Raw genomic sequence first — 23833 nt, 5'->3', positions numbered from 1 at the left:
GATCACTTCCGCTCAGGCCGCGCCGCGCGCGGTGCTGTGCTGGTAGAAAAGCCGGTTGGCTTCGCTCGCCACCATCGGGCGGCCAAAGTAATAGCCCTGGACCTTGTTGGCCCCGAGGTTGCGAACCATGTTGAGTTCCGCCTCGGTTTCCACGCCCTCAGCCGTCGTCGTCATCTCAAGGCTCTGCGCCATGGCGACAACGGCGCGGATAATGGCGAGGCTTTCCGGATTGCCTGTGGCCGCGCCCTGAACGAAGCTGCGATCAACCTTGATCGTGGAGAAGCGCAACTTGCGCAGGTAACCGAGCGAGGAATAGCCGGTGCCGAAATCGTCGAGCGCGACCGAGCAACCCAGCGCCATGATCTGCTCGAGCGTGTTGCGCGCGGTGGTGCCATCGCGGACGAAGATGCTCTCGGTAACCTCGATCTCGAGCCGCGCGGGCGGCAGGCCCGAGGCGGCCAGAGCGGCAACCACAGTGGTGGAGAAGTGCGGATCGAGCAGCTGCTCGCCCGAGACGTTGACCGCCACCTTGACGTGTCCCGGCCAGCGCGTCGCCTCGCGGCAGGCCTCGCGCAGCACCCATTCGCCGATCGGCACGATAAGGCGCGTATCTTCAGCCATGGGGATGAACTTCGCCGGGCTGACCGAGCCATGTTCCGGGCTGTTCCAGCGCAACAGGGCCTCGAAACTGACGACCTGTTCGGTCTGGGCGTCAACCACCGGCTGGTAATTGAGCGACATCTCGTTCAGTTCCAGCGCGCGGCGCAGCGAGAATTCGAGCTTGCGGCGTTCTTCGGCGTCAGCGTGAAGCGTCGGCTCGTAAGTGCAATGCACGCCGCCGCCGGCGTCTTTTGAACGATAGAGCGCAAGGTCAGCATTGCGCATCAGCGTTTCCACCGTGGACCCGTCGCGCGGGCCAACAGCTGATCCCACCGACGCGCCGACATAAAGCGTGTGGTGATCGACTTCGTAAGGCAGCGACAGGCGCTCGATCACGGCTTTGGCAACGTGCTCGACCCGGCCAAGGTCAGAGGCATCACGGATGACTATGGCGAATTCGTCGCCGCCAAGCCGTCCGCAAAGCTCGTTCTCGGTCATGATCTCCTTGAGTCGCGCCGAAACGCGCGCGAGGAGCTGGTCGCCAACAACGTGGCCGAGCGTATCGTTGACCGCCTTGAAGCGATCGAGATCGATCATCAGGAACGCGCACTTGGTGCGCCATTGTTCGGCAAACCGCATGGCCTCGCCCATCGATTCGGTGAGCATGAGGCGGTTCGGCAGGCCGGTCAGCGTGTCATACCGCGCCAGATGGGCGATCTTGTCGGCGCTTTCGCGCTGTTCGGTAACGTCCGAGCCTACGCCGCGGAAGCCATCGAAATTGCCCTTTTCATCGAGCTTTGGCGTGCCTGAAAGCTCCCACCAGCGGGCCTCGCCGCGAATGGTGACGCGCACCAACAGGTTCGAAAAGCTGTCGCGCTGCTTCAGTCGCTCGGCAAGGTCGTGCAGGCTGGACGGGAACTGGCCGGTATCCCAGGCATCGCCGGCGATAAGCTGGATGAAAGGTTTTCCGTCAATTTCTTCAGGGTCCATGCCCAGCGCAAAGGCAAAGCGGGGGCTGATCGAACGCACGCGTCGGGCGGGATCGATTTGCCAAAGCCAGTCGGCCTCACCTTCCTCGAATTCGCGCAGCAGCAGCGAAACGACCTCGTTCTTTTCGAGCATCGCCGATTCGGCCATGCGCGAGGTCAGGAAATTCCGCGCGCCCTCAACTGCGCCAAGCACAACGAAAACGACCAGCGCGCCAGCGGCGGCGGCGGCATCGATCATGCCCGAAAGCAGGAACTGCGTGATTGAAACGGTTCCAGCCAAGGCCCCGAAAATGATCGTCCCCATCGGAATTGCCGGACAGATCACCGCCTGCGCGGCCAGCAACATGGCAAGGATCGTCCACAGCTCAAGCTTGATCAGCGGAGTGCCGCCCATGGCCAGCAGCAGCATCGGTACAGACCAGGCGAGCGAAACCAGGAAATAGGCAAAGGTCTGCCCGGACATTTCACCGCGCGTTAGCACCCGGCGATCGGCGTCCGACAGCAGGCGATCAACCTTAGCGGTATAGGCAAGCGCGCCGCCAAGGCCCGTGAGCCAACCGGCGATGGTAACCAGACCGAACTCGGCAAGCAGGATATGCGCAGCACCCAGCGCGGCAATACCGTGCGCGATCAACCGATGGACCGTGGTCGGTGCCAGGCTGGCAAATTGCATGCCGCGCAGGCGTACCCAGTCCCCTTCCTGCGGAGTGGAAATTCCGAGGAGCAGGCTGGCCGGCAGGCTGCGCGGCGGGGCCGCAGGTTCTTGCGCGTTAGACTTCACAAGCCCGGGTCTAACGCAAATATGTTAGCGCGGCGTAAATCGTCCAGCAGTCAGCGGCTTAAGTGCAGACTTGCTTAGGTGGACATCCCTATTCGGAGAGCCCAGCCCTCGCCGCTTCCCAGTTTCGGCCATCAAACGTTTCAATACGCGCTTCAAGGCCGTGTTCCGGGTCAAGGCAGCGCAGGTTGACGCTCCAGGCCTCGGGATGCGAGCGCGGCTGGTAGAAGCTCTTGATTCCGCAAGTTTTGCAAAACAGGTGGTTCGCCACACCGGTGCCGAAACGGTACGATTGCAGCGCGTCTGCGTCCGCCTCAAGCTTGAACCGGTCGTGCGGCACGATAAGGTGAAGGAACCCGGTCGCACTGCAGATCGAGCAATTGCATTCGAGCACCTGCGGCTGGGCTTCAACCTCGCAGGAAAACCGCACAGCGCCGCAATGGCAACCGCCGCAGACTTTCACTCCACCGTCACCGATTTGGCCAGGTTGCGCGGCTGATCGACGTCCGTGCCCTTGGCGCAGGCCACGTGGTAAGCGAGAAGCTGCACGGGCACGGCATAGACCAGCGGCGAAATCAGCGGATGGACCTTGGGCATTTCGATTGTTGCAAGGCAACCTTCGCCAGCCTCTTCCAGACCTTCGCGGTCGGAAATGAGCACGATCTTGCCGCCGCGCGCGCGAACTTCCTGCATGTTCGACACGGTTTTTTCGAACAAAGGACCCGAAGGAGCGAGGACGATCACCGGAACAGCTTCATCGATCAGCGCGATGGGGCCGTGCTTCATTTCACCTGCCGCATAGCCTTCGGCGTGAATGTAGCTGATTTCCTTGAGCTTCAGCGCCCCTTCGAGCGCCAGCGGATAGTCCTGCCCGCGCCCGAGATAGAGCACATCGCGCGCCGGTGCGATCAGGTGCGCCATAGCGGCAATCTCGCTGTCGTGCGCCAGCGCCGCGTTTAGGCAGGCAGGGACTTCGAGCAGTTGTTCGACAATGTCCGCCTCTTCGGCACGGTCCATGCGGCCACGCTTGACGGCGAGGTGGGCGGCGAGCGCTGCAAGAACGGCGAGCTGGCACGTGAAGGCCTTGGTCGAGGCAACGCCGATTTCGGGCCCGGCGTGAGTCGGCAAGAGCAAGTCGGCCTCGCGCGCCATTGAGCTCGTCGGCACGTTGACGACTACGGCGATGGTCTGGCCTGCCGCCTTGCAATGGCGCAGGGCTGCGAGGGTATCGGCAGTCTCACCGCTCTGGCTGATGAACAGCGCAAGGCCGCCGGGTTCGAGTACGGGATCGCGGTAACGGAACTCGCTCGCGACATCGATGTCGACCGGCAGGCGGGCGAACTGTTCGAACCAGTATTTGGCGACCATGCCGGCGTAGAAACTCGTCCCGCAGGCGACGATGGTGACACGGTTGATCGTCGAAAGGTCAAAATCGAACTGCGGCAGGGCCACGGTCTGATCGACCTGGCGAACGTAGGAGCGCAGGGTCTGCGCCACGACGGTTGGCTGCTCGAAGATTTCCTTCTGCATGAAGTGGCGGTAATTGCCCTTCTCGATCGCCGCGGCTGAGGCTCCCGAGGCGACGATTTCGCGCTCTACGGGGGTGTTGTCCTTGTCATAGATCTTCGCGCCGTCGCGGGTGATCACGACCCAGTCGCCCTCATCGAGATAGGTGATCCGCTGGGTCAGGGGGGCGAGTGCCAGCGCGTCCGAGCCGAGGTAGGTTTCGCCTTCACCGTACCCCACGACCAGCGGCGAGCCGAGACGTGCGCCGATCAGCATGTCGGGATGTTCGCGAAAGGCGATGGCCAGCGCGAAAGCGCCGCGCAGTTGCGGGATCGCGGCCTTGACGGCTTCCTCAGGAGATAGGCCCTTGGCGACCTGTTCGGAAAGCAGATGCGCGACGACTTCGGTATCGGTGTCGCTTTCGAACTTGCTGCCACGCGCGGTCAGGGCTTCGCGAAGCGAGCGGAAATTCTCGATGATGCCGTTGTGCACCAGCGCGAGGTGATCGGTGGCATGCGGGTGCGCGTTGGCAGCGGTCGGCGCGCCGTGGGTGGCCCAGCGGGTGTGGGCAATGCCGGTGGTGCCATGCGCGGGACTGTGTTCCAGCTCGACCACAAGGTTCGCCAGCTTGCCCGGTGCGCGGCGGCGGATCAGCTGTCCATCCGAGACGGTGCAGACCCCGGCGCTGTCATAGCCGCGATATTCCATGCGGCGCAGGCCATCGACCAGCCGATCCGCGACCTGTTCCTTGCCGACGATACCGATGATGCCGCACATGCTTCAGAAGCCTTTCAAATCAGGTGTAGGGTACGCGGATGCCCGGGATATTTGCCGGAAAATCCTTGATATTTCGGGTAACGAGAATGGCGCCATGGTCCTGCGCCGCAGCAAAGACAAGCGCCGCCGGCAGGCTGAGCGCCGGCCGATCCACCCGCATCATCGCCGCGCGCTTGGCAATTTCCGGGCTGATTTCGCGAGTTGAGAAATTCGCCAGGAAAGCCTCTGTCTCGTCGCGCGCCGGTGCCGGAACCGCTGCCATGACTTCAAGCCAGGTAATCCGGCTTATCCACGGACGAGCGACACGGCGCAGTTCCGCCATGGCGAGGTGATGGCCAGACAGCATGTCGATGACGATGGATGTGTCGAAATAGGTCTCGGTCACGAAAGGTCGCCCGTATCCCACGCCTTGCGGATCTCGGCCTCATACTCGGCGCCGTCTGCACCTTGACCGTAACGGGTCCAGAGGCCAAAGCCCTGCTCCAGCCAGTCGCGGTGCTTTGAGCGGTAGGCAGTCACCGCATCGCGGATCACCGCCGCGCGCGACTTGCCCTGCTCGGCCGCGTAGCCATCGAGCCAGGCGATATCTTCATCAGGAAGGTCAGCGAGGATGCGCATGATGTTTCGATATCATATCACGATATCATGTCAATCTGCCTTGCAACCATACCGGATCATTTCTTCGCCTTCGCCTCGGCCTTCTTCTTTTTCATCGCGTCATGGAAGCGGTCGGCCCAACCCGGCTTTACCAACTGCTCGCCGCGCACGATCCGCAGTTCGCCCTCGCTCACATCGCGCGTAACCGTGCTGCCTGCACCGACTATGGCATCGGCGCCGATCTTTACCGGGGCAACCAGCGCTGAGTTGGAACCGATAAAAGCCCGCTCGCCGATGATGGTTTTGTGCTTGAAATAGCCGTCATAATTACAGGTGATCGTACCAGCGCCGATATTGGCCCCTGCCCCGACTTCCGCATCGCCGATGTAAGACAAGTGGTTGGCCTTCGCGCCCTTGCCGAGCGTCGCCTTCTTTACTTCAACGAAATTGCCGACCTTGGCCTTTTCCTCCAGCACCGCGCCGGGGCGCAGGCGTGCATAGGGGCCGACCTCTACACCAGAGGCGAGCGTTGCCCCCTCGAGGTGACTGAACGCCCGGACGCGAACGTTATCGGCGATGGTGACGCCGGGGCCGAAGACGACGTTCTGCTCGACCAGCACGTCGCGGCCAAGCGCGGTGTCCCATGAGAACCACACGGTGTCAGGCGCAAGCAAGCTCACGCCATCGGCCATGGCCTGCACACGGCGGCGCTTTTGCCAGCGCTCTTCCGCCTCGGCCAATTCACCGCGGCTGTTGATCCCAGCGACTTCATCGGCATCGGCGGTGATTACCACCGCACAGCTGCGCCCGTCGGCATTGGCGATGTTGACGATGTCGACGAGGTAATACTCGCCCTGTGAATTCGCGTTGTCGACCCGCGCCAGCAGCCCGAACAGATCCGCCGCGCGCACGGCCATCAGACCGGAATTGCACAGCCGGCAGGCGCGTTCAGCGTCGCTCGCGTCCTTGTGCTCTACCATCTTGGTCACGCGGTCGCCTTCGACGATGACGCGGCCATATTGCAACGTGTGCTCAAGTTCGAAGCCAAGCACGACGACTGCGGGCGCGTCCTCGCCGTGCAGGCGATTGATCATCGCCTGCATCGTGCCAGCGCTGACGAAAGGCACGTCGCCATAGAGGATCAGCATGTCGCCATCGAAGTCCGCCAGCGCCGCCTCGGCCTGCTGCACGGCATGGCCGGTGCCGTGCTGCGGCTCCTGCACGGCGATCGTCGCGCGCGTTCCCATTGCCGCCTCAAGCTGATCGCGGCCTGACCCGACCACCACGACCTGCCGCTGCGGCGCAAGCTCTGCCGCGCTGGCCATCAAGTGTTCGATCATCGGACGTCCGGCGATCGGATGGAGGACCTTGTGCAGGTCGCTCTTCATACGGGTGCCCTTGCCGGCGGCGAGAATCACGACGGCAAGAGGTCGGGCGTGGTTAACGGTGCTCATGCGCCAAGCACTTGCCACCAAATGCTTGCCGTTTCCACAACGGCGCGCCATCGGTCGTGGCGATGACCGATTTTCCCTTTCGCATCGTCGGGTTCGACCTCGACGGCACGCTGCTCGATACCCATGCCGATCTTGGCCACGCGCTCAACCACGCGCTTGGGATAGCCGGGCGTGATCCGGTGCCGCTCGATCTGGCGCGCGCCTACATCGGCGGCGGCGCGCGGCAGATGCTGGACCGGGCGCTGGCGCAAAGCGGCGGTCCCGGCGATCTTGACTTGGCCGAACTGCACGCAGCCTTCATCGCCTTCTATACCGACAATATCGCTATCCACACGCGCCTGTTCCCGGGCGGCGAAGCGATGTTGGAGGCACTCGCCGGGCACGGCGTGCAAGTGGCCCTGGTGACCAACAAGCTCGAATCGCTGGCCCGCAAACTTCTGGATGAGTTGGGCCTGACAGACCGCTTCGCGACGATCATCGGCGGCGACACCCTCGGGCGCGGCCGGCAGAAGCCTGAACCGGACCTGCTGCACCTGATGGTCGAGCGTCTCGGCGGCGGACCGGCAGCCTATGTCGGCGATACGACATTCGACACGGGAGCCGCCCGCGCGGCCGGACTGCCCTGCGTAGCCGTGCGATTCGGCTTCAACGATCTGCTGGCAGACCAGCTCGGCGCCGACACCGTGATCGACCATTTTGACGATCTGGTGCCGGCGCTGATCGCGCTTCAGAAGTCGAACTGAGCCCGCATCCCGATTGAGTCTGCGGAATAGTTGCGGATCGCGCCTGCCGGAACGGCAGCATTGTTCAGCCAGATGTGGCCATAATTGGCGATGAAGCGAACGTAATCCGTCGGCATCCAGATCGCCGAGATACCGGCGATTTCCTGCTTGCCGCCCAGAATCGCCCCGCTGTTGAGGTTCAGCCATTCATAGCGCGTGTTGATCTGAATCGCGCCGATGCCGCCCTTGTTCAGCGGGCTCTTCGGCCTGATCCGGTCATAGGCACCGCCCTTGTAGGCCGTGGTATCGTCGGTCAGCAGATAGCCGACTTCGGCATAGCCGCCGTTGAAAGTGGGGTCGGACAGGCCGGGACGCAGCGCAGTCATCCACTGCCCTTCCGCCGTCGCGTGAAAGCGGCCGTTGATATAGGCGAATTCGGCACCGTACGAACGCTCTCCGGTCGAAGCGATGGCTCCGGTATCAACCAAACGGACATCCGTCGTATGCAGGAACGGACGCGCGCGATATCGCGTGCTGGTCTGCGCATCGTTGAAATCACGGTAGTGGAATGAGCCGCCAAGGTGCAGTTGCGCGTCGCCCAGCTTCGGCATGAAGACCACGCGGCCATCAAGGCTGTAGCTGTTGTTGCGGTCATTGTTCAGATCGGCTGCATTGTCTGTGAAGGCACCTGCCTGCACCAGCACCGTTTTGCCTTGATAAGTTGCACTCACCCCCACCCGGCGCTCAAAGCCGAAGCCGCTGTTGAACGCTGCGCGCTCCATGAAGCTGGTGAACAGGTCAGAGGTCATGTCCTCCATCGAATTGAACGGCTTCTGCTGTCCGATGGTGAACGAAAGCTGCGGATTGGCCTTGTAGGTCAGATATACGTCCGTGAGGTCAACCGCATTGCCGGCAAGGTCCGCCTCGATGCGATAGGCAAAACCGCCGGGGACCGTGCCATCGAAGCCGATATAGGCGCGGCGGAATTCAGTGGCCCAACCGAGGCTCTGTGCAGAAGCGATACCCGCCGGCGCGTTGACGCCCCCCGTATCCAGCTGCAGCCGGCCGCGCGGCTTGAAGCTCCAGCCATCTTTGGTCGCAAGCTTCGGAGCGCCGTCCCAGGTGATGTCGGTCGCCGGCTTGGCCGTGACGCTCGCTGCGGGAGCCTTGGCAAGTGCTGCCGTCGCCGCGCTGGCCTGAGTCTCCGCGCTAATCGCCCGCGTTTCGGCGGTGGCGACGCGGGCATTGGCTTGGCCGAGCTGCAACTGCAGCGAATTGATCTGCTGCTGCATGCCCTGCATCTGCGATTGCATAGCCGCGATCTGCTGCTGGATGGCCTTGAGATCGGCATCCTGCGCGTGGGCAGGCATGGCCCAACCTGACGCACAAGCCAGCGCGATGACGGAAATGCGTGAGTTTATGGACATGATGGGCCTCCCTCTTGGCCGTTATGACGATTCGGCTGCACTATTAGGACACGCCCGTGACAGATTTTTGACTGTCTGTCGCAATTGAGATCCAGACCTGACGTTACGGCGCGGCGGCTTGCTGCGAAAGCCATTGAAGCGCGCAGATTCCCGTGTCATGCGCCGCTTTGAGATATGCGCCGCGCTGGCGCGAGGAGGAGGATCGACATGACCATTTCGTTCAAGGACAAGGTCGCCATCGTCACTGGCGCAGGCGGCGGGCTGGGTAAGGCCTATGCGCTCGAACTGGCGCGGCGCGGGGCAAAGGTCGTGGTCAACGATCTGGGCGGGTCGCGCGATGGCACCGGCCATTCCGACGCGGCGCTGGCCGTGGTCGAGGAAATCAAGGCCGCTGGCGGCGAAGCCATGTCAAACGGCGGATCGGTCACCGAATATGCCCAGATGGTAGAGATGGTCGCCAAGGCCAAGGAAGCCTGGGGCGGTGTCCACATCCTGATCAACAATGCCGGCATCCTGCGCGACAAGACCTTTGCCAAAATGGAGCCCGAGGATTTCGAGCTGGTGGTCAAGGTTCACCTGTTCGGATCAGCCTATGCCACAAAGGCCTGCTGGGAAACGATGCGCGAGCAGAATTATGGCCGGATCCTGATGACTACTTCGTCGAGCGGCCTTGGCGGCAACTTTGGCCAGTCGAACTACGGCGCGGCAAAGCTCGGCATCGTCGGGCTGGCCAAGACGCTTTATCTTGAGGGCGCGAAGAACAACATCCGCGTCAATTCGCTGGCTCCGACCGCTGGCACGCGGATGACGCAGGACATCTTCCCGGAAGAAGCTTTCAAGGCCTTCAGTCCCGAAAACGTAGTCCCCGCCGCGCTTTACCTCGTTTCCGAGGACGCGCCGACCAATGCCATCGTCGGTGCTGGCGCAGGCGTGTTCCAGAGCGGCTTTGTCACCATGAACGAAGGTGTGCTGCTGCCGCCGGGTTCATGCTCGGTCGAAGGCTTTGCCGATGCCTGGGGCGAAATTTCGCGCCAGTCAGGCGACAAGGTCATCCAGAGCGGCATGGAGCAATCAATGCACGCGATGACCCTGCTGCAGCAAGCCAAGGCTGGCTAGAGCGTTATAGTGTATTGACGCAATAACACACATCGGGCATCCTCTGGCTATCACAGGGGAGGATGCCCGATGTATTCAGAAGCAGATCTTCAATCCGCCGTCGCCGCAGGGGCGCTAAGCCACGAGGCGGCAGAGGCCTTGCGACTCCACGTCACCGGATCGCGCGATGCGCCTTCGGTTGATGAGGAACATTTCCGGCTGATTACCGGGTTCAACGACATTTTCGTGACCATTGCGGCGGTGCTGCTGATGGCGGCAGTCGCCGGCATCGGCCAGTCGATCGTGCCCGGACTCGCGGGGGCGCTGGTAGCGGTCTCGGCATGGGGAATGGCGGAATACTTCACCCGCCAGCGCCGCATGGCCCTGCCCTCGATCGTTCTTTTGCTCGGTTTTGCTGGCGGACTTGCTGCAGCTCCGATCGAGATCATGGCGGAGAATTTCGAAAATATCAGCGAATCTGCCGCATCGCTTGTTGTTGCCGGTGTCGGCCTGTTCGTGGCTGCGGGAACCTGGCTGCACTGGCGACGTTTCATGGTGCCGATCACTATCGCTGCCGGGGCTGCCGCGGTCTCCGCCACCCTGATCGCACTCATCGCCGCTGCCCTGATCCCGCAGGATGGCAGCGATGCAGAGCGCTACCTTTTCCCGCTCATCTTCATGACCGGAATCGCCGTGTTCGCCTTCGCCATGCGCTGGGACATGTCCGACCGGTCGCGTGAAACCCGCCGCAGCGACGTGGCCTTCTGGCTCCACCTGCTCGCCGCACCGATGATCTGCCACCCGCTGTTCAACTGGGTCGGCATCAATGATGGTGAGAACATTGCCCCGGCCTCGGCAATTGCGGTGATCGCGATCTACATCATCATGGGGATCGTCGCCCTCGCCATCGACCGCCGCGCCCTTCTGGTATCGGCGTTGGTCTATGTCCTGGTCGCGCTGACCTTCCTGTTCCGCCAGTTCGGCATGGTCGAGCTTAATGTCGCGGTGACCGGGCTGGTGATCGGCTCAGCCCTGCTGACGCTGTCCGCTTTCTGGAGCCCCATCCGCCGTTCGGTGGTGAGCCAGTTGCCCGGAGACCTGCAGGGCCGGCTTCCGGTAACCGGAATGCTCGCCGCCTGATCTGGCAGGATCGATGACGAATCGCCCTCGGCCATGCCGGGGGCGTTTTCGTGCCGGCGCTCAGTCCTCGACGATCTTGAGCAACCTGCGCTCGATGGGAAACAGGATGCCCGGCAGTTCCTGCCCACGCTTGAGCACCTGCCCCGCTTCGCCAAACAAGGTCCACATGCCTTGCTTGCTGCGCAGCGCGGGTCGTTTCTCGATGCGTACCTGCGGGCGCTCTGCCGCCCGCCGAAAAGCGCAAAACGCCGCGGCATCGCGGCTGAAGTCTATCGCATAGTCCTTCCACTGGCCGGCCGCGACCATGCGACCATAGAGGTCAAGGATGCGCTGCAATTCAGTGCGGTCAAAGCCGACTTGCGCCGGGCTGCGATTGGGGAACGGGGTGATTACCGCGCTCAAGCCGACTTCTTGCCCCGCTTGCGTACCGGCGCGACCCCAACCGCTTCGGCATCACGTTCCGCTTCAGCATCGCGTTCCGCGAGCAGCGCGGCGAGTCGCTTCTGCATCGTTTCCATTTCGCACTGGAGAATTTCGAACTTCTGCGTCGCCGGATCGAAGCGGTCGGAACAGGGCGTTCCGTAAGGAATGAAGTCCTTCTGCCAAGCCTCCACAGGAACCAACGTAGAGCGCGCCTTCATGCCTACCATTGTCGCGCCTTCGGGCACATCCTCCGTTACCACGGCATTGGCACCCACACGGGCACGCTTGGCAACGATGATCGGCCCCAGGATCTGCGCGCCCGAACCGACGATGACGTTATCTTCCAGCGTCGGGTGCCGCTTGCCGCCGATACCATTCGCCGGGTTCGTGCCGCCCAGCGTGACGCATTGATAGATCGTGACATTGTCACCAATCTCCGCCGTCTCACCGATCACAGTGAACCCATGGTCGATAAACAGGTGCTTGCCGATGGTTGCGCCGGGGTGAATGTCGATCGCAGTGAAAAAGCGCGACATGTGATTGATCAGGCGGGCGAGGAAGAACATCCGCGCTTCGAACAGCCAGTGCGCGATGCGGTGCCAGCCCACGGCCCAGACGCCCGGGTACAGCAGCACTTCCCAACGTGATCGCGGCGCGGGATCGCGCGCAACAATCGAGTCCAGGTATTCGATCAGGCTCTTGAACATGACGCGCAATTGTCCCCCATTCACGCATTCAAAGCAAGCGTGGTTGGCTTGCCCCCAGGGTTTCGTCGAGCGCATCGCGCCAGATCGCCAAAGTCGGAGCCTGTTTGCGTTCCATGCTCAACCGGTCAATCGCGGCGACGAGCCGCTCGACCCCCAGATGGGAACGCTCGGCCCGCGGGACAAGGTAGGCGGCTGCATCAGGGCCCAAAGCCAGTCCGCGCATCTCCGCATGGATGGCGATCAGTTCCGCCATCATCGCATCGTCAGGCTCGCCGATTTCAAGGTGCAGGGCCGAGCCAAGACGCGATGCGAGGTCGGGGAGCTTTATCTGCCAGCCCCCTTCGCCCGCATTCGCCACGACCAGCAAGGCCCGGCCCTGTTCCTGCGCGCGGTTCCAGCGGTGGAACAGGTCGGCCTCGTCCATCGTCTCGGCATCGTCGATCATGTCGCCCAGCCCCGAATCGGCGAACCAGCGGCCCAGCAGGCTCTTCCCCGAATGCGGCGGGCCGAACAGCACGGCTGTACGAAAAGGCCAGTCCTGCACTTGCCCAAAGGCTTCGATCGCTTGGCTGTTGGCGCTGCCCACGACAATGCGCGAAGGGCCGGCGCCGGTGCCGAGCGGTAGCGGGATCTGCCGCAAGTCCTAGCGCCTGATGCTGAGCGCGTTGCCGCCGGCCGAGACAGACCAGCCCCGCGCCCGCAAGGCATCGCGCAGTTCGTCGATCGAACCGGCGAAAGTGACGCGCATGACCGAGGTTCCGCCCATCGCCAGACTGCTGGTCGATGCGCCGCGCACGCCGGGAACGCTACGGACAGAGGAAAGCACTGCATCCAGCGCTTTGGCATCGGGTGAGGCAAACTGCACGGTAATGCTCGAAATCTTGGCCTCTGGCGTCGGAGTCGCGCTCGGCGTGGCCGACGGAGTCGCGGTGGTCGTGGTCGTGCTCGCCGCCGAGGCATTGCCAGCTTCCATGCGGGCCGCCGCAGCGATGATCGCGGCCAGCGCCGGATCGAGCTCGTTCTGCTGACGCAAGGTCTGATCGGGTTTGAGGTCACCGCGAGCGAGGGCCTCGTTATACATTGCGTCGATGCGCTTGACCGCATTGGCAAGCATGACCGGCAGGTCGGCCTCCTTGTTTGCGGTAAGGGTGAAGGAGCCGAGAGAGGTGCTGTCCGGCCCGTACCGCGCCGTAAACGTGCCGCGCACCGGACCACCCGGCCACTGGCGTTCAAGGCGGGCAACGGGAACCAGCACGTCGGAAGCTTCGAACTGGCCGACGATATTGCCCCACCAGGCGCGGCTGCGGCGAGTCGTCTGTCCGGCGGTGAGCAGCAACGAATCGCCGCCGCTGCCAGAAGGACGGACGTAATCGATGCCGCTGGTCGCTGCCTTGTATTGCGCCCAGGCTGCCTGCCACGGTCCGCGCACTTCATAGACCTGCGCGACGCCGCCCGAATAGAGCACCGGGATGGTGAGCATTGGCGCGGAATGGCGAGCGGCAACGCCATCCGCGGCGCTGAGGAACTGGCCGGCACGGGCGCGGTCAAAAATCACGCCCAGCGTGGCGATATAGCGGCGGGGGCCGATCTGTTCGCGCTCGACAACGATCGAGGCGACAAACGATTCGATCTGATCGTCGGAGATCTTAGGTCCGCCGGCCTGTTCCCAGGCTTTGCGCCGCGCCTCTGCCCAACCGGCCTGACGGGCTTCCTCTGCCGTCTTGCCGGCAACATTGACTTCGATCCCACTGATTTCGATGTCGTGCGATGTCGCCACGGGATTGATCCCGCGATCGCCTTCGATCTGCGCAACAAGCCGCGCGATTCCGGCGACGGCGAGCACCAGCGCGCAGGCGCAAGCTATCCTCTTCAGAAATGGCCCCTTCAGAAGGGGGCCCTTCAAAAATGGGAACTTGCCTGTACGGAGGGGTGCCAAGCGGGCGGGAAGAGCGGGTGCGACTGCCATCGGGGAAAACCGAGGGCCTTTTGCCCAATCATCCGTGGAAATCCAAGCGGGAAAAGGTTAGGGGGCCTCGCGATGGAAGATAAAACGCCCCCGAAGAGCTATTCGTATGAATCCGCCGGCGTCTCGATCGCCGCGGGTAACGCGCTGGTCAAGGCGATCGGCCCGCTCGCCAAGGCCACGGCCCGCCCCGGCGCGGACGCCGAACTTGGCGGTTTTGGCGGGTTTTTCGACCTTAAGGCGGCGGGATACAAGGATCCGCTGTTGGTCGCGGCCAATGATGGCGTCGGCACCAAGGTCAAACTGGCGATCGATCACGACCGCCATGACCGCATCGGCATCGATCTTGTCGCCATGTGCGTCAACGATCTGATCGTTCAGGGCGCCGAGCCGCTGCTGTTCCTCGATTACTTCGCCACCGGTAAGCTCGACAATGGCGTGGCCGAGCGCGTTGTCGCCGGCATCGCCGATGGCTGCAAGCTGGCCGGATGCGCGCTGATCGGCGGCGAAACGGCGGAAATGCCGGGAATGTATGCCGCGGGTGATTATGACCTTGCCGGCTTCTGCGTGGGCGCGGTTGAGCGCGGTGAGCAATTGACCGGCAGCAAGGTCGCATCGGGTGACGTCTTGCTTGGTCTTGCCAGCTCGGGCGTCCACTCGAACGGCTATTCGCTGGTGCGCCGCCTCGCCGAGGACAAGGGCTGGAAGCTGGACCGCCCGGCCCTGTTCGATGCCGACCGGCTGCTGATCGACCACCTGATCGAACCGACGCGAATCTATGTGAAGAGCCTGCTTCCGGTTATCCGTGACGGCAAGGTCCACGCGCTCGCCCATATCACTGGCGGCGGCCTGCTCGAAAACGTGCCGCGCGTCCTGCCCGAGGGGCTGCACGCGCGGATCGATGCCGGCGCATGGGAACAGCCGCGCCTGATGGCCTTCCTGCAAGCGCAGGGACACATCGAGCCAGAGGAAATGGCCCGCACATTTAATTGCGGCATCGGCATGGTTCTCGCAGTGGCGGCGGACGATGCTGCAGCGGTAAAGGCTGACCTTGAAGCAGCTGGCGAAACCGTTTTCGTGATCGGCGCGATCGAAGACGGAGCACGCGGTTGCACCGTTCAGGGCGCGGACGAGGTCTGGTCGGCTCGGGGCAACTGGGAAGCGATCCACCTTGCCTGAGAGGGCGAAGGTTGCCGTGCTCATTTCGGGCAGCGGCACCAATATGGCCGCGCTGCTCTATGCCAGCCGGGCGGACGACTGCCCTTACGAGATCGTGCTGGTCGCGGCGAATGATCCGGCAGCGGGCGGGCTGAAATTGGCCGAGGCCGAAGGTGTTCCCAGCTTTGCCTTGTCGCACATGGGCATGGCCCGCGCAGATCATGACCATGCAATGGACAAAGCGATCCGCGCATCGGGTGCTGAATACGTCGCGCTGGCCGGGTACATGCGCATCCTGACGCCGGAATTCGTTTCGGGCTGGCAGGGGCGGATGCTCAACATCCATCCCTCGCTGCTGCCCAAGTATCCCGGCCTGCACACCCACGACCGCGCGATCGAGGCCGGCGACAGCCACGGCGGCTGCACGGTGCATCAGGTGACGGCGGAACTCGATGACGGCCCGGCGCTCGGCCAGACAGCGGTCACCATCATTCCCGGAGACACGGCAGACACGCTGGCCGCGCGTGTGCTCATTGCCGAGCACCAGCTCTATTCGCGTTGCCTCGCCGCACTGGTTTCACGCGGCAACAGCGCCGACTGGTTGCTGGCCGAAGTCCGCCGCCGGGCGCTGGCGCTGACCGAAACCGAAGAGCGCGAATCGCACGGTGCGCCGGGATGGCGGGTGGGCGGCAAGTACTTCGCCCATTTCGCCGACCAGCATCACGGCACGCCGCATATCGCCTTGCTGGCGCGGACAAGCGGCCCGGACGAGCTGGACGGCCTGGTCGAAAGCAACCCGGCCGCCTATTTCCGCCCCGCCTACTATGGCGCATCGGGCTGGGTCGGAGTGATCCTCAACCGTTCGGGGCTCGATTGGGAAACAGTCGATGAGTGGCTGGCACGCAGTTGGCGCAATGTCGCCCCGAAACGGCTCACCGCCCTGCTGGACGCTGCCGACGCGTTCTGACAAGTTGTCTGCTCAGTTCAAGCAATCGCCTGTGCGTTCGGCGCGAAACGGGATCGGCACTTTCGACATCAGCGCTGCCGCTGCTTGTGCCTGAGGGTCCTGCGACGCCGTAATCTGCATGTCGATCTTCATCGTGCCGCTGAGCGACGTTTCGGCAATGGTTCCGTCGAAGGTTACGATCGCCTTGCCCGTCGCGCGCTGCGGATCGAGCGGACAGGTTACCGAACCCGTCAACTGGTTGCCCTTGCGCTCAAACTTCGCTGTCGCACATTCGGGGGCGAGCGAGATGTAAGACCGCACCAGTTTGGTCGGGACATATTCGGGGTCACCAGTGATGCAGCGCTTGCCGTCGATGGTTTTGGAAATGTCGGCACCAAACATCGGCGCCTTGAAATCGACCAGATAGGCGCCCGGCTCCATATCCACCGGCGCTTCGTTCGCGGCATCGCTGCCGCATCCTGCCAACAGAAGCGTTGCAATGCCGATGCAGCCCCGTTGCACAGACTGCATTCAGACCTCGCTTTCATCTACGACGGGACGGCTCTCACGCGTGCCGCGATAGACCTTTGCCGGGTCGTTCGGATCGCCGGCGATCATCACGTAATCCTCATGCACCTCGACCAAGGTGCCAACGAAGGGAAAGTCAGAAAGGCTACCGGTGACACGGTAACTGACTGAATCACCGACCTTAAAAGTCTTTTCATCGAAATTGAATTCGAAGGGACAGGCCTCGCCTGCACCGCCCATACCATCCATCGCAACTCTCCTTTGCCGCGATGATAGTCATTCAGGCGGGCCAGGCAAAGGCCTTCGCCACGTCTTCAGCCCTTTGCCGCCGAGACGATCCCGGAAATCTCGTCAACCAGCGCGAGACGCATCTTTTTCAGTGTCTCGGCATAGTCGTCAGAAGGCGTATCGATACCGGCATCGATGCGGTGAATTTCGTCGTTCACTTCGTGATAGCGATCGGAAAGCGTGACAAAATGGGGGTTTGCTAGCTTGAGTTTGTGCAGCACGGAGTGATCTTCGGGGAACACATCGGCCAGAACATGCGGGGTATTGGACATCGGCAATCCTTTGAAAGGTATCAGACCGCCCCTGTATCCTCGCTAGCAACAATGCTGACATTGCGGCGCATCAAATCGGCAACAAAAAAGGCCGCCCCGGATGGGACGGCCTTTCAAAATGCGATGGCTTTGAGCCGATCAGCCGACGATTTCTTCGGGCTTGAAGAAGTAGGCGATCTCGATCGCAGCGTTCTCTTCCGAGTCCGAACCGTGGACAGTGTTTTCACCGATCGACAGTGCGTGAACCTTGCGGATCGTGCCCTCAGCGGCATCGGCCGGGTTGGTCGCGCCCATGATGTCGCGGTTACGGGTTACGGCGTCTTCGCCTTCGAGGACCTGCACAACAACCGGCTCGCTCATCATGAATTCGACCAGTTCACCGAAGAAAGGACGCTCGCGGTGAACGGCGTAGAAGCCTTCAGCCTGATCCTTGGTCATGTGGATACGCTTCGAAGCAACGACGCGCAGGCCGGCTTCCTCAAGCATTGCGGTGACCGCGCCGGTCAGGTTGCGACGGGTGGCGTCGGGCTTGATGATCGAAAAGGTGCGGGTAACCGCCATGGTCTGTTCCTTGACAAGGGTGTTGGTTGATAGGTCCGTTTTCCGGTTGGGCGCGCCCCTAGCCGGGAAAGCGCTTCGCCGCAAGGCAGGGCTCAGCCGGCTTCGATCCAGCGGCCGCCTTCCTGCTTGTTATAGCGGCATTCGATGCCTTGGCGCGCCTTGATGTCGCGCCAGCGAGACCGTGCCGATTCGATCACGCTGCCATCGAAGAAGAACAGCACGCGGGCGAATCCCTCGCTTTCGCGCCACTGGCCATCGGCAAGCGCCAAAATCTGCGCGCCGTTCGCTGGTTCGACCGTTTCGGACAGCAGCATCGGCTGACGCGCATCATGCACCCCGCCTGCCATGCCATTGGCAAGAAACGCGCCCTCGCGCGCCCACAGGGCCTCGCCAAAACGCTGCAGCCGATCGCGCCCTTCCGCCACCACCAGCAATCGTTGCCCTTGCGCCAGCGCCTTCTGGCCAATCTGGGCGACGGCATCCTCAGCAGAGGATTGCGTCAGGTGGTAGAAATCGACGCGCATCGGCCCTCGCCCGATCAGCCTTCGAGCGTATCGCGCACGAACCGGTCGAGCAGGCGAACGCCGTAACCCGTCGCGCCCTTTTCCCAGGTCGCGCCGGGCTTGTCGGCCCAGACCATGCCGGCAATGTCGAGGTGCGCCCAAGGGGTGCCCTTTTCAACGAAGCGCAGCAGGAATTGCGCTGCGGTGATCGATCCGGCGTATTTCGAACCCATATTCTTCATGTCGGCAATCGGGCTGTCGATCATCTTGTCATAGGCCGGACCCATCGGCAGGCGCCACAAACGCTCGCCAACCTTGCTGCCAGAAGCGAGGATCGAATCGGCCAGCCCATCATCGTTCGAAAAGATGCCGGCATATTCGTTGCCCAGCGTAGCGATGATCGCGCCGGTCAACGTCGCAAGATCAAGGATACGCGCCGGGGTGTGATTTTTCTGCACCCAGGTCAGCGCATCGCAGAGGACGAGACGGCCCTCGGCATCGGTGTTGATCACTTCGACCGTCTGGCCGGACATGGTTTTCACAACGTCACCCGGACGCTGCGCCAAGCCGTCGGGCATGTTTTCAACCAGCCCGCAGACGGCGACGACATTGGCCTTGGCCCCGCGCAGAGCCATGGCGAGCATGGCCCCGGCAACCGCTCCGGCACCGCCCATGTCCCACTTCATGTCTTCCATGCCAGCACCCGGCTTCAGGCTGATGCCGCCCGTGTCAAAAGTTACGCCCTTGCCGACGAAAGCGGTCTTCTTCGCATCGCCGCCGCCGTTCCATTCGATCACCAGCATCCGTGCCGGTCGCGGCGATCCCTGCGCCACGCCCATCAACGCACCCATGCCCAGCGCCAACATCTCGCTATCATCAAGCACAGAGACCATGAGGCCCGTACCTTCGTACCGCTTCTGGCAGCGCGCCACGAAGCTTTCAGGGTAAATGACATTGCCGGGTTCGGTGACCAGCTCGCGGGTGAACTCGACGCCTTCGGCAACGGCAGCTTCAACCTGCCACGCGGCTTCGGAACCTTCAGTCGCGCCAACGAAAACGGCCTCGGTCAGCGAAGGCTTCTGATCGTCCTTCATCGTCGTGCGATACCCATCGTGACGCCATGCCCGCAGCCGCACGCCCAGCGCGAGGCTGGCGACATCGGCGGGGGTCAGGCCCGAGCCGGTGCAATCGACGGTAATCATGGTTTCACCCGAAGTGAGCAGGCGCGCGGTCAAGGCTGCACCGGCCTTTTCGAGATTACCGGCTCGAGCGCTGTCGCCCGTTTCACCCACGCCAAGAAGAAAAGTCCGGACGAACTTGCCGCCCTCGCTCACGAAGCCTTCGAACAGTTGCGCGGTCTTGCCGGTAAACCGCGTTACCTTCGCGCCTTCGGCAATCGCCGGGTCAAGACTGGACAGCAGTGAATTCTGGTTGACCGGGCGGGCAATGACACGCGCGTCGGCTGCGGGCGCAGCGGCAAAAGAAATCTTCATGGAATCTCCGGCTCAAACAGTTTGCGGCAGCCTGCATCTTTCGGCCGCCATCGCGGATTGCAGTTAGGCGCGGGCGGTGCGATAGGCAAGGGATGCTCCCGGCCTTGGTATTACCGCAATCGTTCAGGAAAACAGGTGCGCATCGCTGGCTGGCCGGCGTAGCTGCACTTGCAATGGCGCTGGGTTTCAGCCCGGCTCATGCTCAGGACGGTGCCACTTCCTCCACGCCGGTGCGCCCCATCGAACAGGCTGTAAACCCGACCGAGCCTGCGCCATCGCTGCCGTTTTCGGGTGCAGCCGAAGGCACTGGTCCGATCGGTTTCGAGGCGGACCAGGTCCAGTACGGTTACGAAGATGGAACGGTCACCGCGACGGGCGATGTCGTCCTTCGCCGGTCCGGCCAATCGGTCCGCGCCGATTCGGTCACCTGGAACCAGAAGACCGGCCAGATTGTCGCCAGCGGCAATATCCGCCTGATCGATCAGGACGGGAACCAGCTGTTCACCGACCGCGTCGAGCTGACTGACGAGCTCAAGGCCGGGGCAATGGAGAACCTGCTCATCGCCCTGCGCGAAGGTGGGCGCGTGGCTGCAGAATTGGGCCGCCGGGACGAGGCCGGCAATATCATCCTGACCAAGGCGTCCTATACCGGCTGTGCGGTCGAGGATGACAAGGGCTGTCCCAAGTCACCGACATGGCGCGTTAATGCCGCGGAAGTGATTTACGATCCCAACCGCAAGAACCTGAAATTCCGCGGCGCCCGGATCGAACTGTTCGGCATTTCGCTGTTGCCCCTGCCCGGCCTGATGCTTGCTACCGATGGCCGTGCGATTTCCGGCCTGCTGATCCCCGACGTGCGCTTGTCGGCATCGAACGGCGTTGAAATCAGCGAGGGCTATTACCAGCGACTTGGCGACAACCGCGACATCCAGATCAAGGCCCACGCCTTTACCGAAGCCGCGCCGATGATCTCCGCGCAGTATCGCCAACTGGCTGACAAGGGTGCGTTCCAGATCACCGGCTACATTACCCGCAGCGTGTTGATCCCGGTCGGCACCCCGGGCAGCGTCAGCAAAACCGAAGCGCGCGGCTATCTGTTCGCCAATGGCCGCTTCCAGTTCGATCCCTACTGGAGTCTGACCTCCTCGATCCGTCTGGCCAGCGATCGCACGTTCCTGCGCCGCTATGACATCAGCCGTGACGACCGGCTTCGCTCGACCGTCGAACTGGAGCGGATCACCAACGACAGCTATCTGTCGGTGGCCGGCTGGGCGACCCAGACGCTGCGTGTCGGGGACAGTCAGGGGCTGGTGCCGGTCGCCTTCCCGGTAATCGACTATCGCAAGCGCATTCAGGGCATCGGCGGCGGCAAACTGGAATTGCAGCTCAACTCGCTTGGCATCACGCGGTCGAGCGGGCAGGAAACCCAGCGCGCCTTTGCCGGCGCCAAGTGGGACCTGACCCGCATGACGAGCATGGGGCAACTGGTCACCCTCACTGGCCTGGTGCGCGGCGACGTCTATCATTCGTCCGACAACGCGCTGACCCAGACGGTCAGCTATCGCGGCAATCCCGGGTGGGAAGCGCGCGGCATCGCCACGGCTGCGATCGACGTGAAGTGGCCGCTAGTCGGCAAGTTCATGAACGGCACGCAGGTGCTGACCCCACGTTTCCAGATTGTCGCCAGCCCGAAAATCAAGAATCTCGCCGTGCCGAACGAAGATTCGCGTGCGATTGATCTAGAGGATTCGAACCTCTTCGCGCTCAATCGCTTCCCTGGTTACGACCGAATCGAAGACGGGGTGCGATTTGTTTATGGAGTCGACTGGCAGTGGCAGGCGCCCGGCTGGCGGATCAATTCGACCATAGGCCAGTCCTACAGCCTGACCAGCAAACCCACGCTGTTTCCCGATGGCACCGGACTTTCCAGCCGGTCATCGGATGTCGTCGGACGCACTGAAGTACGTTTCCGCGATTTCGTTAAACTCACGCACCGGTTCCGGGTCGACAAGGACAGCCTGGCGTTCCGCCGCAACGAGTTCGACGCGACGGTCGGGAGTGCGCGGACCTATGCCGAGATCGGATATCTGCGACTTAACCGGGACATTACCACGGTCGAGGATCTTCAGGACCGCGAGGAATTGCGCTTCGCAGGGCGTGTTGCCATCGGCAAGAACTGGTCTGCCTTTGGCTCGGGAGTCATCAACCTCACCGATCGCAACGAAGATCCGCTGAACACTTCTGATGGCTGGCAACCGCTCCGCACACGCCTTGGCGTTGCCTACGAAGACGAATGCACTGAAATTGCGCTCACCTGGCAGCGCGATTTCGTCGCAACGGGTGATGCTCGACGCGGGAACACTTTCCAGATCTATTTCGCATTGCGGAACCTGGGCATTCGTTAGCCTGACGTTAGTCAGGTGTTTCCACGGGCTGACAAAGCCGCTATCGCGCCTGCGACGATGCTCAGCTAAGGTTCAGCCGATTGGCTGCAACAGCGCTAGCAGACTTTGGGGGCAGCTTTTGCCTACTGCAGACGGGAATTGAACAACGGTGATTACTGCTACTCGCTTTGCCCGTTACGGGCGTTCTGTCCTGGCCATATCCATTGCGACCGCAGGCGTTGCGGCAATTGCCCAGGATGCCGGTGAAGCCACGCGCGGTAGCATTACCGTGCCGGAAAACGTCCAGATCTTCGGCAAGAATGATCCGAACAATCGCCGGGCAACGGCCATCGTCAATGGCGACATCATCACTGGCACCGAAGTGGACCAGCGCGTCGCGCTTGTCGTATCGGCGAACCAGGGCAAGATCCAGCCCGAGGAAATGGCACGGCTCCGACTCCAGATCCTGCGCAACTTGATCGATGAATCCTTGCAGATCCAGGAAGCCCGGGCGCAGGAACTCGACGTCAAAGATAGCGAAGTCGATGCGTCCTACGCGCGTCTTTCGCAGCAGAATTTTCCGCAGAACCCCAAGGGCATGGATGGGTATCTGACCCGCATCGGCTCGTCGGTTGCCTCTCTGAAGCGGCAGATCAAGGGCGAACTTTCGTGGAACAATCTGCTGCGCCGCAACGTCCACCCCTTCGTCAATGTCTCGCAGGAAGAGGTGAAGGAAGCCATGGAACGCCTCAAGGCGGCCAAAGGCACCGAGGAATACCATATCGGCGAAATCTTCCTTGCCGCAACGCCCGAAAGCCAGGCGGCTGTCTATGAAAATGCCAAGAAAATTGTCGAACAGGTCAAGCAGGGTGCCAGCTTCTCGGCTATGGCCCGCACCTATTCGGAAGCCTCGACGAAGAGCGTTGGTGGCGATCTCGGCTGGATTCGTCTGGCGCAACTGCCCACCGAACTCAGCACTGCCGCAGCTGGCCTGCAACCCGGCCAGCTGGTCGGCCCAGTCCAGATTCCGGGCGGTTTCTCGGTCCTGGTACTGATTGACAAGCGCGCGGTGCTGACCGCCGATCCTCGCGATGCACTGCTTTCACTCAAGCAGATTTCGATCGATTTCCCCGCCGGCACCTCAGACGCCGATGCCAGCAAGCGCGCCAGCGATTTTGCCACTGCAATCAGGGGTGCCAAAGGTTGCGGCAACGTGGACGCCGTGGCCAAATCGATTGGCGCCACCGTGGTCGAAAACGACCAGGTGAAGGCGCGCGACCTGCCCGGGCCGCTGCAGGAAACCTTGCTCAAGCTTTCCCTGGGTGAAACCTCGCCGCCGTTCGGTTCGGTCCAGGAAGGCGTCCGCATGCTGATGCTGTGCGGCCGTGACGATCCGCAGGTCGATGCCGGTCCGAAGTTTGAGGACATGATGTCGCAACTTGAAGATGACCGCGTAAACAAGCGTGCTCAGGCCTATCTGCGCGATCTTCGCCGCGATGCGGTGATCGAATACAATTGATGC

Annotated in this window: 24 protein-coding genes; 7 read left to right on the top strand and 17 right to left on the bottom strand. The window is 62.5% G+C overall.

Annotation, left to right across the window (positions count from 1 at the left end; translation table 11 throughout):
* Positions 1-12: 12 nt before the first annotated feature.
* From RMO89_RS09230 to glmU, 6 genes are all read right to left on the bottom strand, one after another.
* Positions 13-2262 (bottom strand): EAL domain-containing protein, encoded by a 2250-nt coding sequence (locus tag RMO89_RS09230; RefSeq protein WP_310532672.1) that lies wholly within the window; start codon positions 2260-2262, stop codon positions 13-15.
* A gap of 196 nt (positions 2263-2458) precedes the next feature.
* Positions 2459-2797, bottom strand: a complete 339-nt coding sequence (locus RMO89_RS09225; protein ID WP_310532671.1) for a GFA family protein — start codon at positions 2795-2797, stop codon at positions 2459-2461.
* Between the two features lie 29 nt (positions 2798-2826).
* Positions 2827-4650 carry a glutamine--fructose-6-phosphate transaminase (isomerizing) gene (gene glmS, locus RMO89_RS09220; protein ID WP_310532669.1) on the bottom strand — a complete coding sequence of 608 codons (1824 nt, stop codon included), beginning with the start codon at positions 4648-4650 and terminating at the stop codon, positions 2827-2829.
* A 19-nt stretch (positions 4651-4669) separates the two neighbouring features.
* Positions 4670-5035, bottom strand: a complete 366-nt coding sequence (locus RMO89_RS09215; RefSeq protein WP_310532667.1) for a PIN domain-containing protein — start codon at positions 5033-5035, stop codon at positions 4670-4672.
* Positions 5032-5268 (bottom strand): ribbon-helix-helix domain-containing protein, encoded by a 237-nt coding sequence (locus tag RMO89_RS09210; protein ID WP_310532666.1) that lies wholly within the window; start codon positions 5266-5268, stop codon positions 5032-5034. Before RMO89_RS09210 ends, RMO89_RS09215 begins: the two co-directional genes overlap by 4 nt.
* 56 nt (positions 5269-5324) lie before the next feature.
* Positions 5325-6701 carry a bifunctional UDP-N-acetylglucosamine diphosphorylase/glucosamine-1-phosphate N-acetyltransferase GlmU gene (gene glmU, locus RMO89_RS09205; protein WP_310532664.1) on the bottom strand — a complete coding sequence of 459 codons (1377 nt, stop codon included), beginning with the start codon at positions 6699-6701 and terminating at the stop codon, positions 5325-5327.
* Between the two features lie 62 nt (positions 6702-6763).
* Here glmU and RMO89_RS09200 point away from each other — a divergent pair, with 62 nt between their 5' ends.
* Positions 6764-7444, top strand: a complete 681-nt coding sequence (locus RMO89_RS09200; protein ID WP_310532663.1) for an HAD-IA family hydrolase — start codon at positions 6764-6766, stop codon at positions 7442-7444.
* On the opposite strand, the gene RMO89_RS09195 is transcribed toward RMO89_RS09200, so the two are convergent.
* Positions 7429-8850, bottom strand: coding sequence for a porin (locus tag RMO89_RS09195; protein WP_310532661.1), 1422 nt, complete (start codon positions 8848-8850; stop codon positions 7429-7431). The two genes, RMO89_RS09200 and RMO89_RS09195, sit on opposite strands and share 16 nt — an antisense overlap.
* A gap of 207 nt (positions 8851-9057) precedes the next feature.
* Here RMO89_RS09195 and RMO89_RS09190 point away from each other — a divergent pair, with 207 nt between their 5' ends.
* The gene (locus RMO89_RS09190; protein WP_310532660.1) at positions 9058-9966 is read left to right on the top strand and encodes an SDR family NAD(P)-dependent oxidoreductase; all 909 of its coding nucleotides are present in this window, start codon (positions 9058-9060) and stop codon (positions 9964-9966) included.
* A 69-nt stretch (positions 9967-10035) separates the two neighbouring features.
* Positions 10036-11085 carry a hypothetical protein gene (locus RMO89_RS09185; RefSeq protein WP_310532659.1) on the top strand — a complete coding sequence of 350 codons (1050 nt, stop codon included), beginning with the start codon at positions 10036-10038 and terminating at the stop codon, positions 11083-11085.
* 60 nt (positions 11086-11145) lie between these two features.
* On the opposite strand, the gene RMO89_RS09180 is transcribed toward RMO89_RS09185, so the two are convergent.
* Genes RMO89_RS09180 through RMO89_RS09165 form a run of 4 tightly spaced genes read right to left on the bottom strand, consistent with a single transcriptional unit; the run spans position 11146 to position 14058 of the window.
* The gene (locus RMO89_RS09180) at positions 11146-11487 is read right to left on the bottom strand and encodes a DUF2794 domain-containing protein (protein ID WP_310532657.1); all 342 of its coding nucleotides are present in this window, start codon (positions 11485-11487) and stop codon (positions 11146-11148) included.
* Positions 11484-12215, bottom strand: a complete 732-nt coding sequence (gene epsC, locus RMO89_RS09175) for a serine O-acetyltransferase EpsC (RefSeq protein ID WP_310532656.1) — start codon at positions 12213-12215, stop codon at positions 11484-11486. Before epsC ends, RMO89_RS09180 begins: the two co-directional genes overlap by 4 nt.
* 28 nt (positions 12216-12243) lie before the next feature.
* Positions 12244-12855: an ATPase gene (locus RMO89_RS09170; RefSeq protein ID WP_310532655.1), complete on the bottom strand. Its 612-nt coding sequence runs from the start codon at positions 12853-12855 to the stop codon at positions 12244-12246.
* A gap of 3 nt (positions 12856-12858) precedes the next feature.
* A complete protein-coding gene (locus RMO89_RS09165) occupies positions 12859-14058 on the bottom strand; it encodes a heavy-metal-associated domain-containing protein (RefSeq protein WP_310532653.1) in 1200 nt (399 codons plus the stop codon).
* A 195-nt stretch (positions 14059-14253) separates the two neighbouring features.
* Here RMO89_RS09165 and purM point away from each other — a divergent pair, with 195 nt between their 5' ends.
* On the top strand, positions 14254-15357 hold the full coding sequence (gene purM / locus RMO89_RS09160; protein ID WP_310532652.1) for a phosphoribosylformylglycinamidine cyclo-ligase: 1104 nt from the start codon (positions 14254-14256) through the stop codon (positions 15355-15357).
* On the top strand, positions 15350-16303 hold the full coding sequence (purN, locus tag RMO89_RS09155; protein WP_310532651.1) for a phosphoribosylglycinamide formyltransferase: 954 nt from the start codon (positions 15350-15352) through the stop codon (positions 16301-16303). Before purM ends, purN begins: the two co-directional genes overlap by 8 nt.
* A 12-nt stretch (positions 16304-16315) precedes the next feature.
* Here purN and RMO89_RS09150 read toward each other — a convergent pair whose 3' ends face one another.
* The 6 genes from RMO89_RS09150 to RMO89_RS09125 all read right to left on the bottom strand — a co-directional run bounded on the left by RMO89_RS09150 (position 16316) and on the right by RMO89_RS09125 (position 19927).
* Positions 16316-16813: a DUF3617 family protein gene (locus RMO89_RS09150; protein ID WP_310532649.1), complete on the bottom strand. Its 498-nt coding sequence runs from the start codon at positions 16811-16813 to the stop codon at positions 16316-16318.
* Positions 16814-17059: a hypothetical protein gene (locus tag RMO89_RS09145; protein WP_310532648.1), complete on the bottom strand. Its 246-nt coding sequence runs from the start codon at positions 17057-17059 to the stop codon at positions 16814-16816.
* A 65-nt stretch (positions 17060-17124) separates the two neighbouring features.
* Positions 17125-17370 carry a YdcH family protein gene (locus tag RMO89_RS09140; protein WP_310532647.1) on the bottom strand — a complete coding sequence of 82 codons (246 nt, stop codon included), beginning with the start codon at positions 17368-17370 and terminating at the stop codon, positions 17125-17127.
* 138 nt (positions 17371-17508) lie between these two features.
* Positions 17509-17931, bottom strand: a complete 423-nt coding sequence (gene ndk, locus RMO89_RS09135) for a nucleoside-diphosphate kinase (protein WP_310532645.1) — start codon at positions 17929-17931, stop codon at positions 17509-17511.
* A 92-nt stretch (positions 17932-18023) separates the two neighbouring features.
* Positions 18024-18455 carry a DNA polymerase III subunit chi gene (locus RMO89_RS09130; protein ID WP_310532644.1) on the bottom strand — a complete coding sequence of 144 codons (432 nt, stop codon included), beginning with the start codon at positions 18453-18455 and terminating at the stop codon, positions 18024-18026.
* Positions 18456-18469: 14 nt separating this feature from the next.
* Complete coding sequence (locus tag RMO89_RS09125) at positions 18470-19927, bottom strand: leucyl aminopeptidase (protein ID WP_310532643.1); 1458 nt, start codon at positions 19925-19927, stop codon at positions 18470-18472.
* A gap of 92 nt (positions 19928-20019) precedes the next feature.
* Between RMO89_RS09125 and RMO89_RS09120 the strand changes: the two genes are divergently transcribed.
* Complete coding sequence (locus RMO89_RS09120; RefSeq protein ID WP_310532642.1) at positions 20020-22332, top strand: LPS assembly protein LptD; 2313 nt, start codon at positions 20020-20022, stop codon at positions 22330-22332.
* 148 nt (positions 22333-22480) lie between these two features.
* Positions 22481-23830 (top strand): peptidylprolyl isomerase, encoded by a 1350-nt coding sequence (locus tag RMO89_RS09115; protein ID WP_310532640.1) that lies wholly within the window; start codon positions 22481-22483, stop codon positions 23828-23830.
* Positions 23831-23833 lie beyond the last annotated feature (3 nt).

Origin of the sequence: Novosphingobium sp. (assembly GCF_031424035.1) — a bacterium.
Taxonomy (GTDB): Bacteria; Pseudomonadota; Alphaproteobacteria; order Sphingomonadales; family Sphingomonadaceae; genus Novosphingobium.
This window is presented reverse-complemented; position numbering and strand designations above follow the sequence as displayed.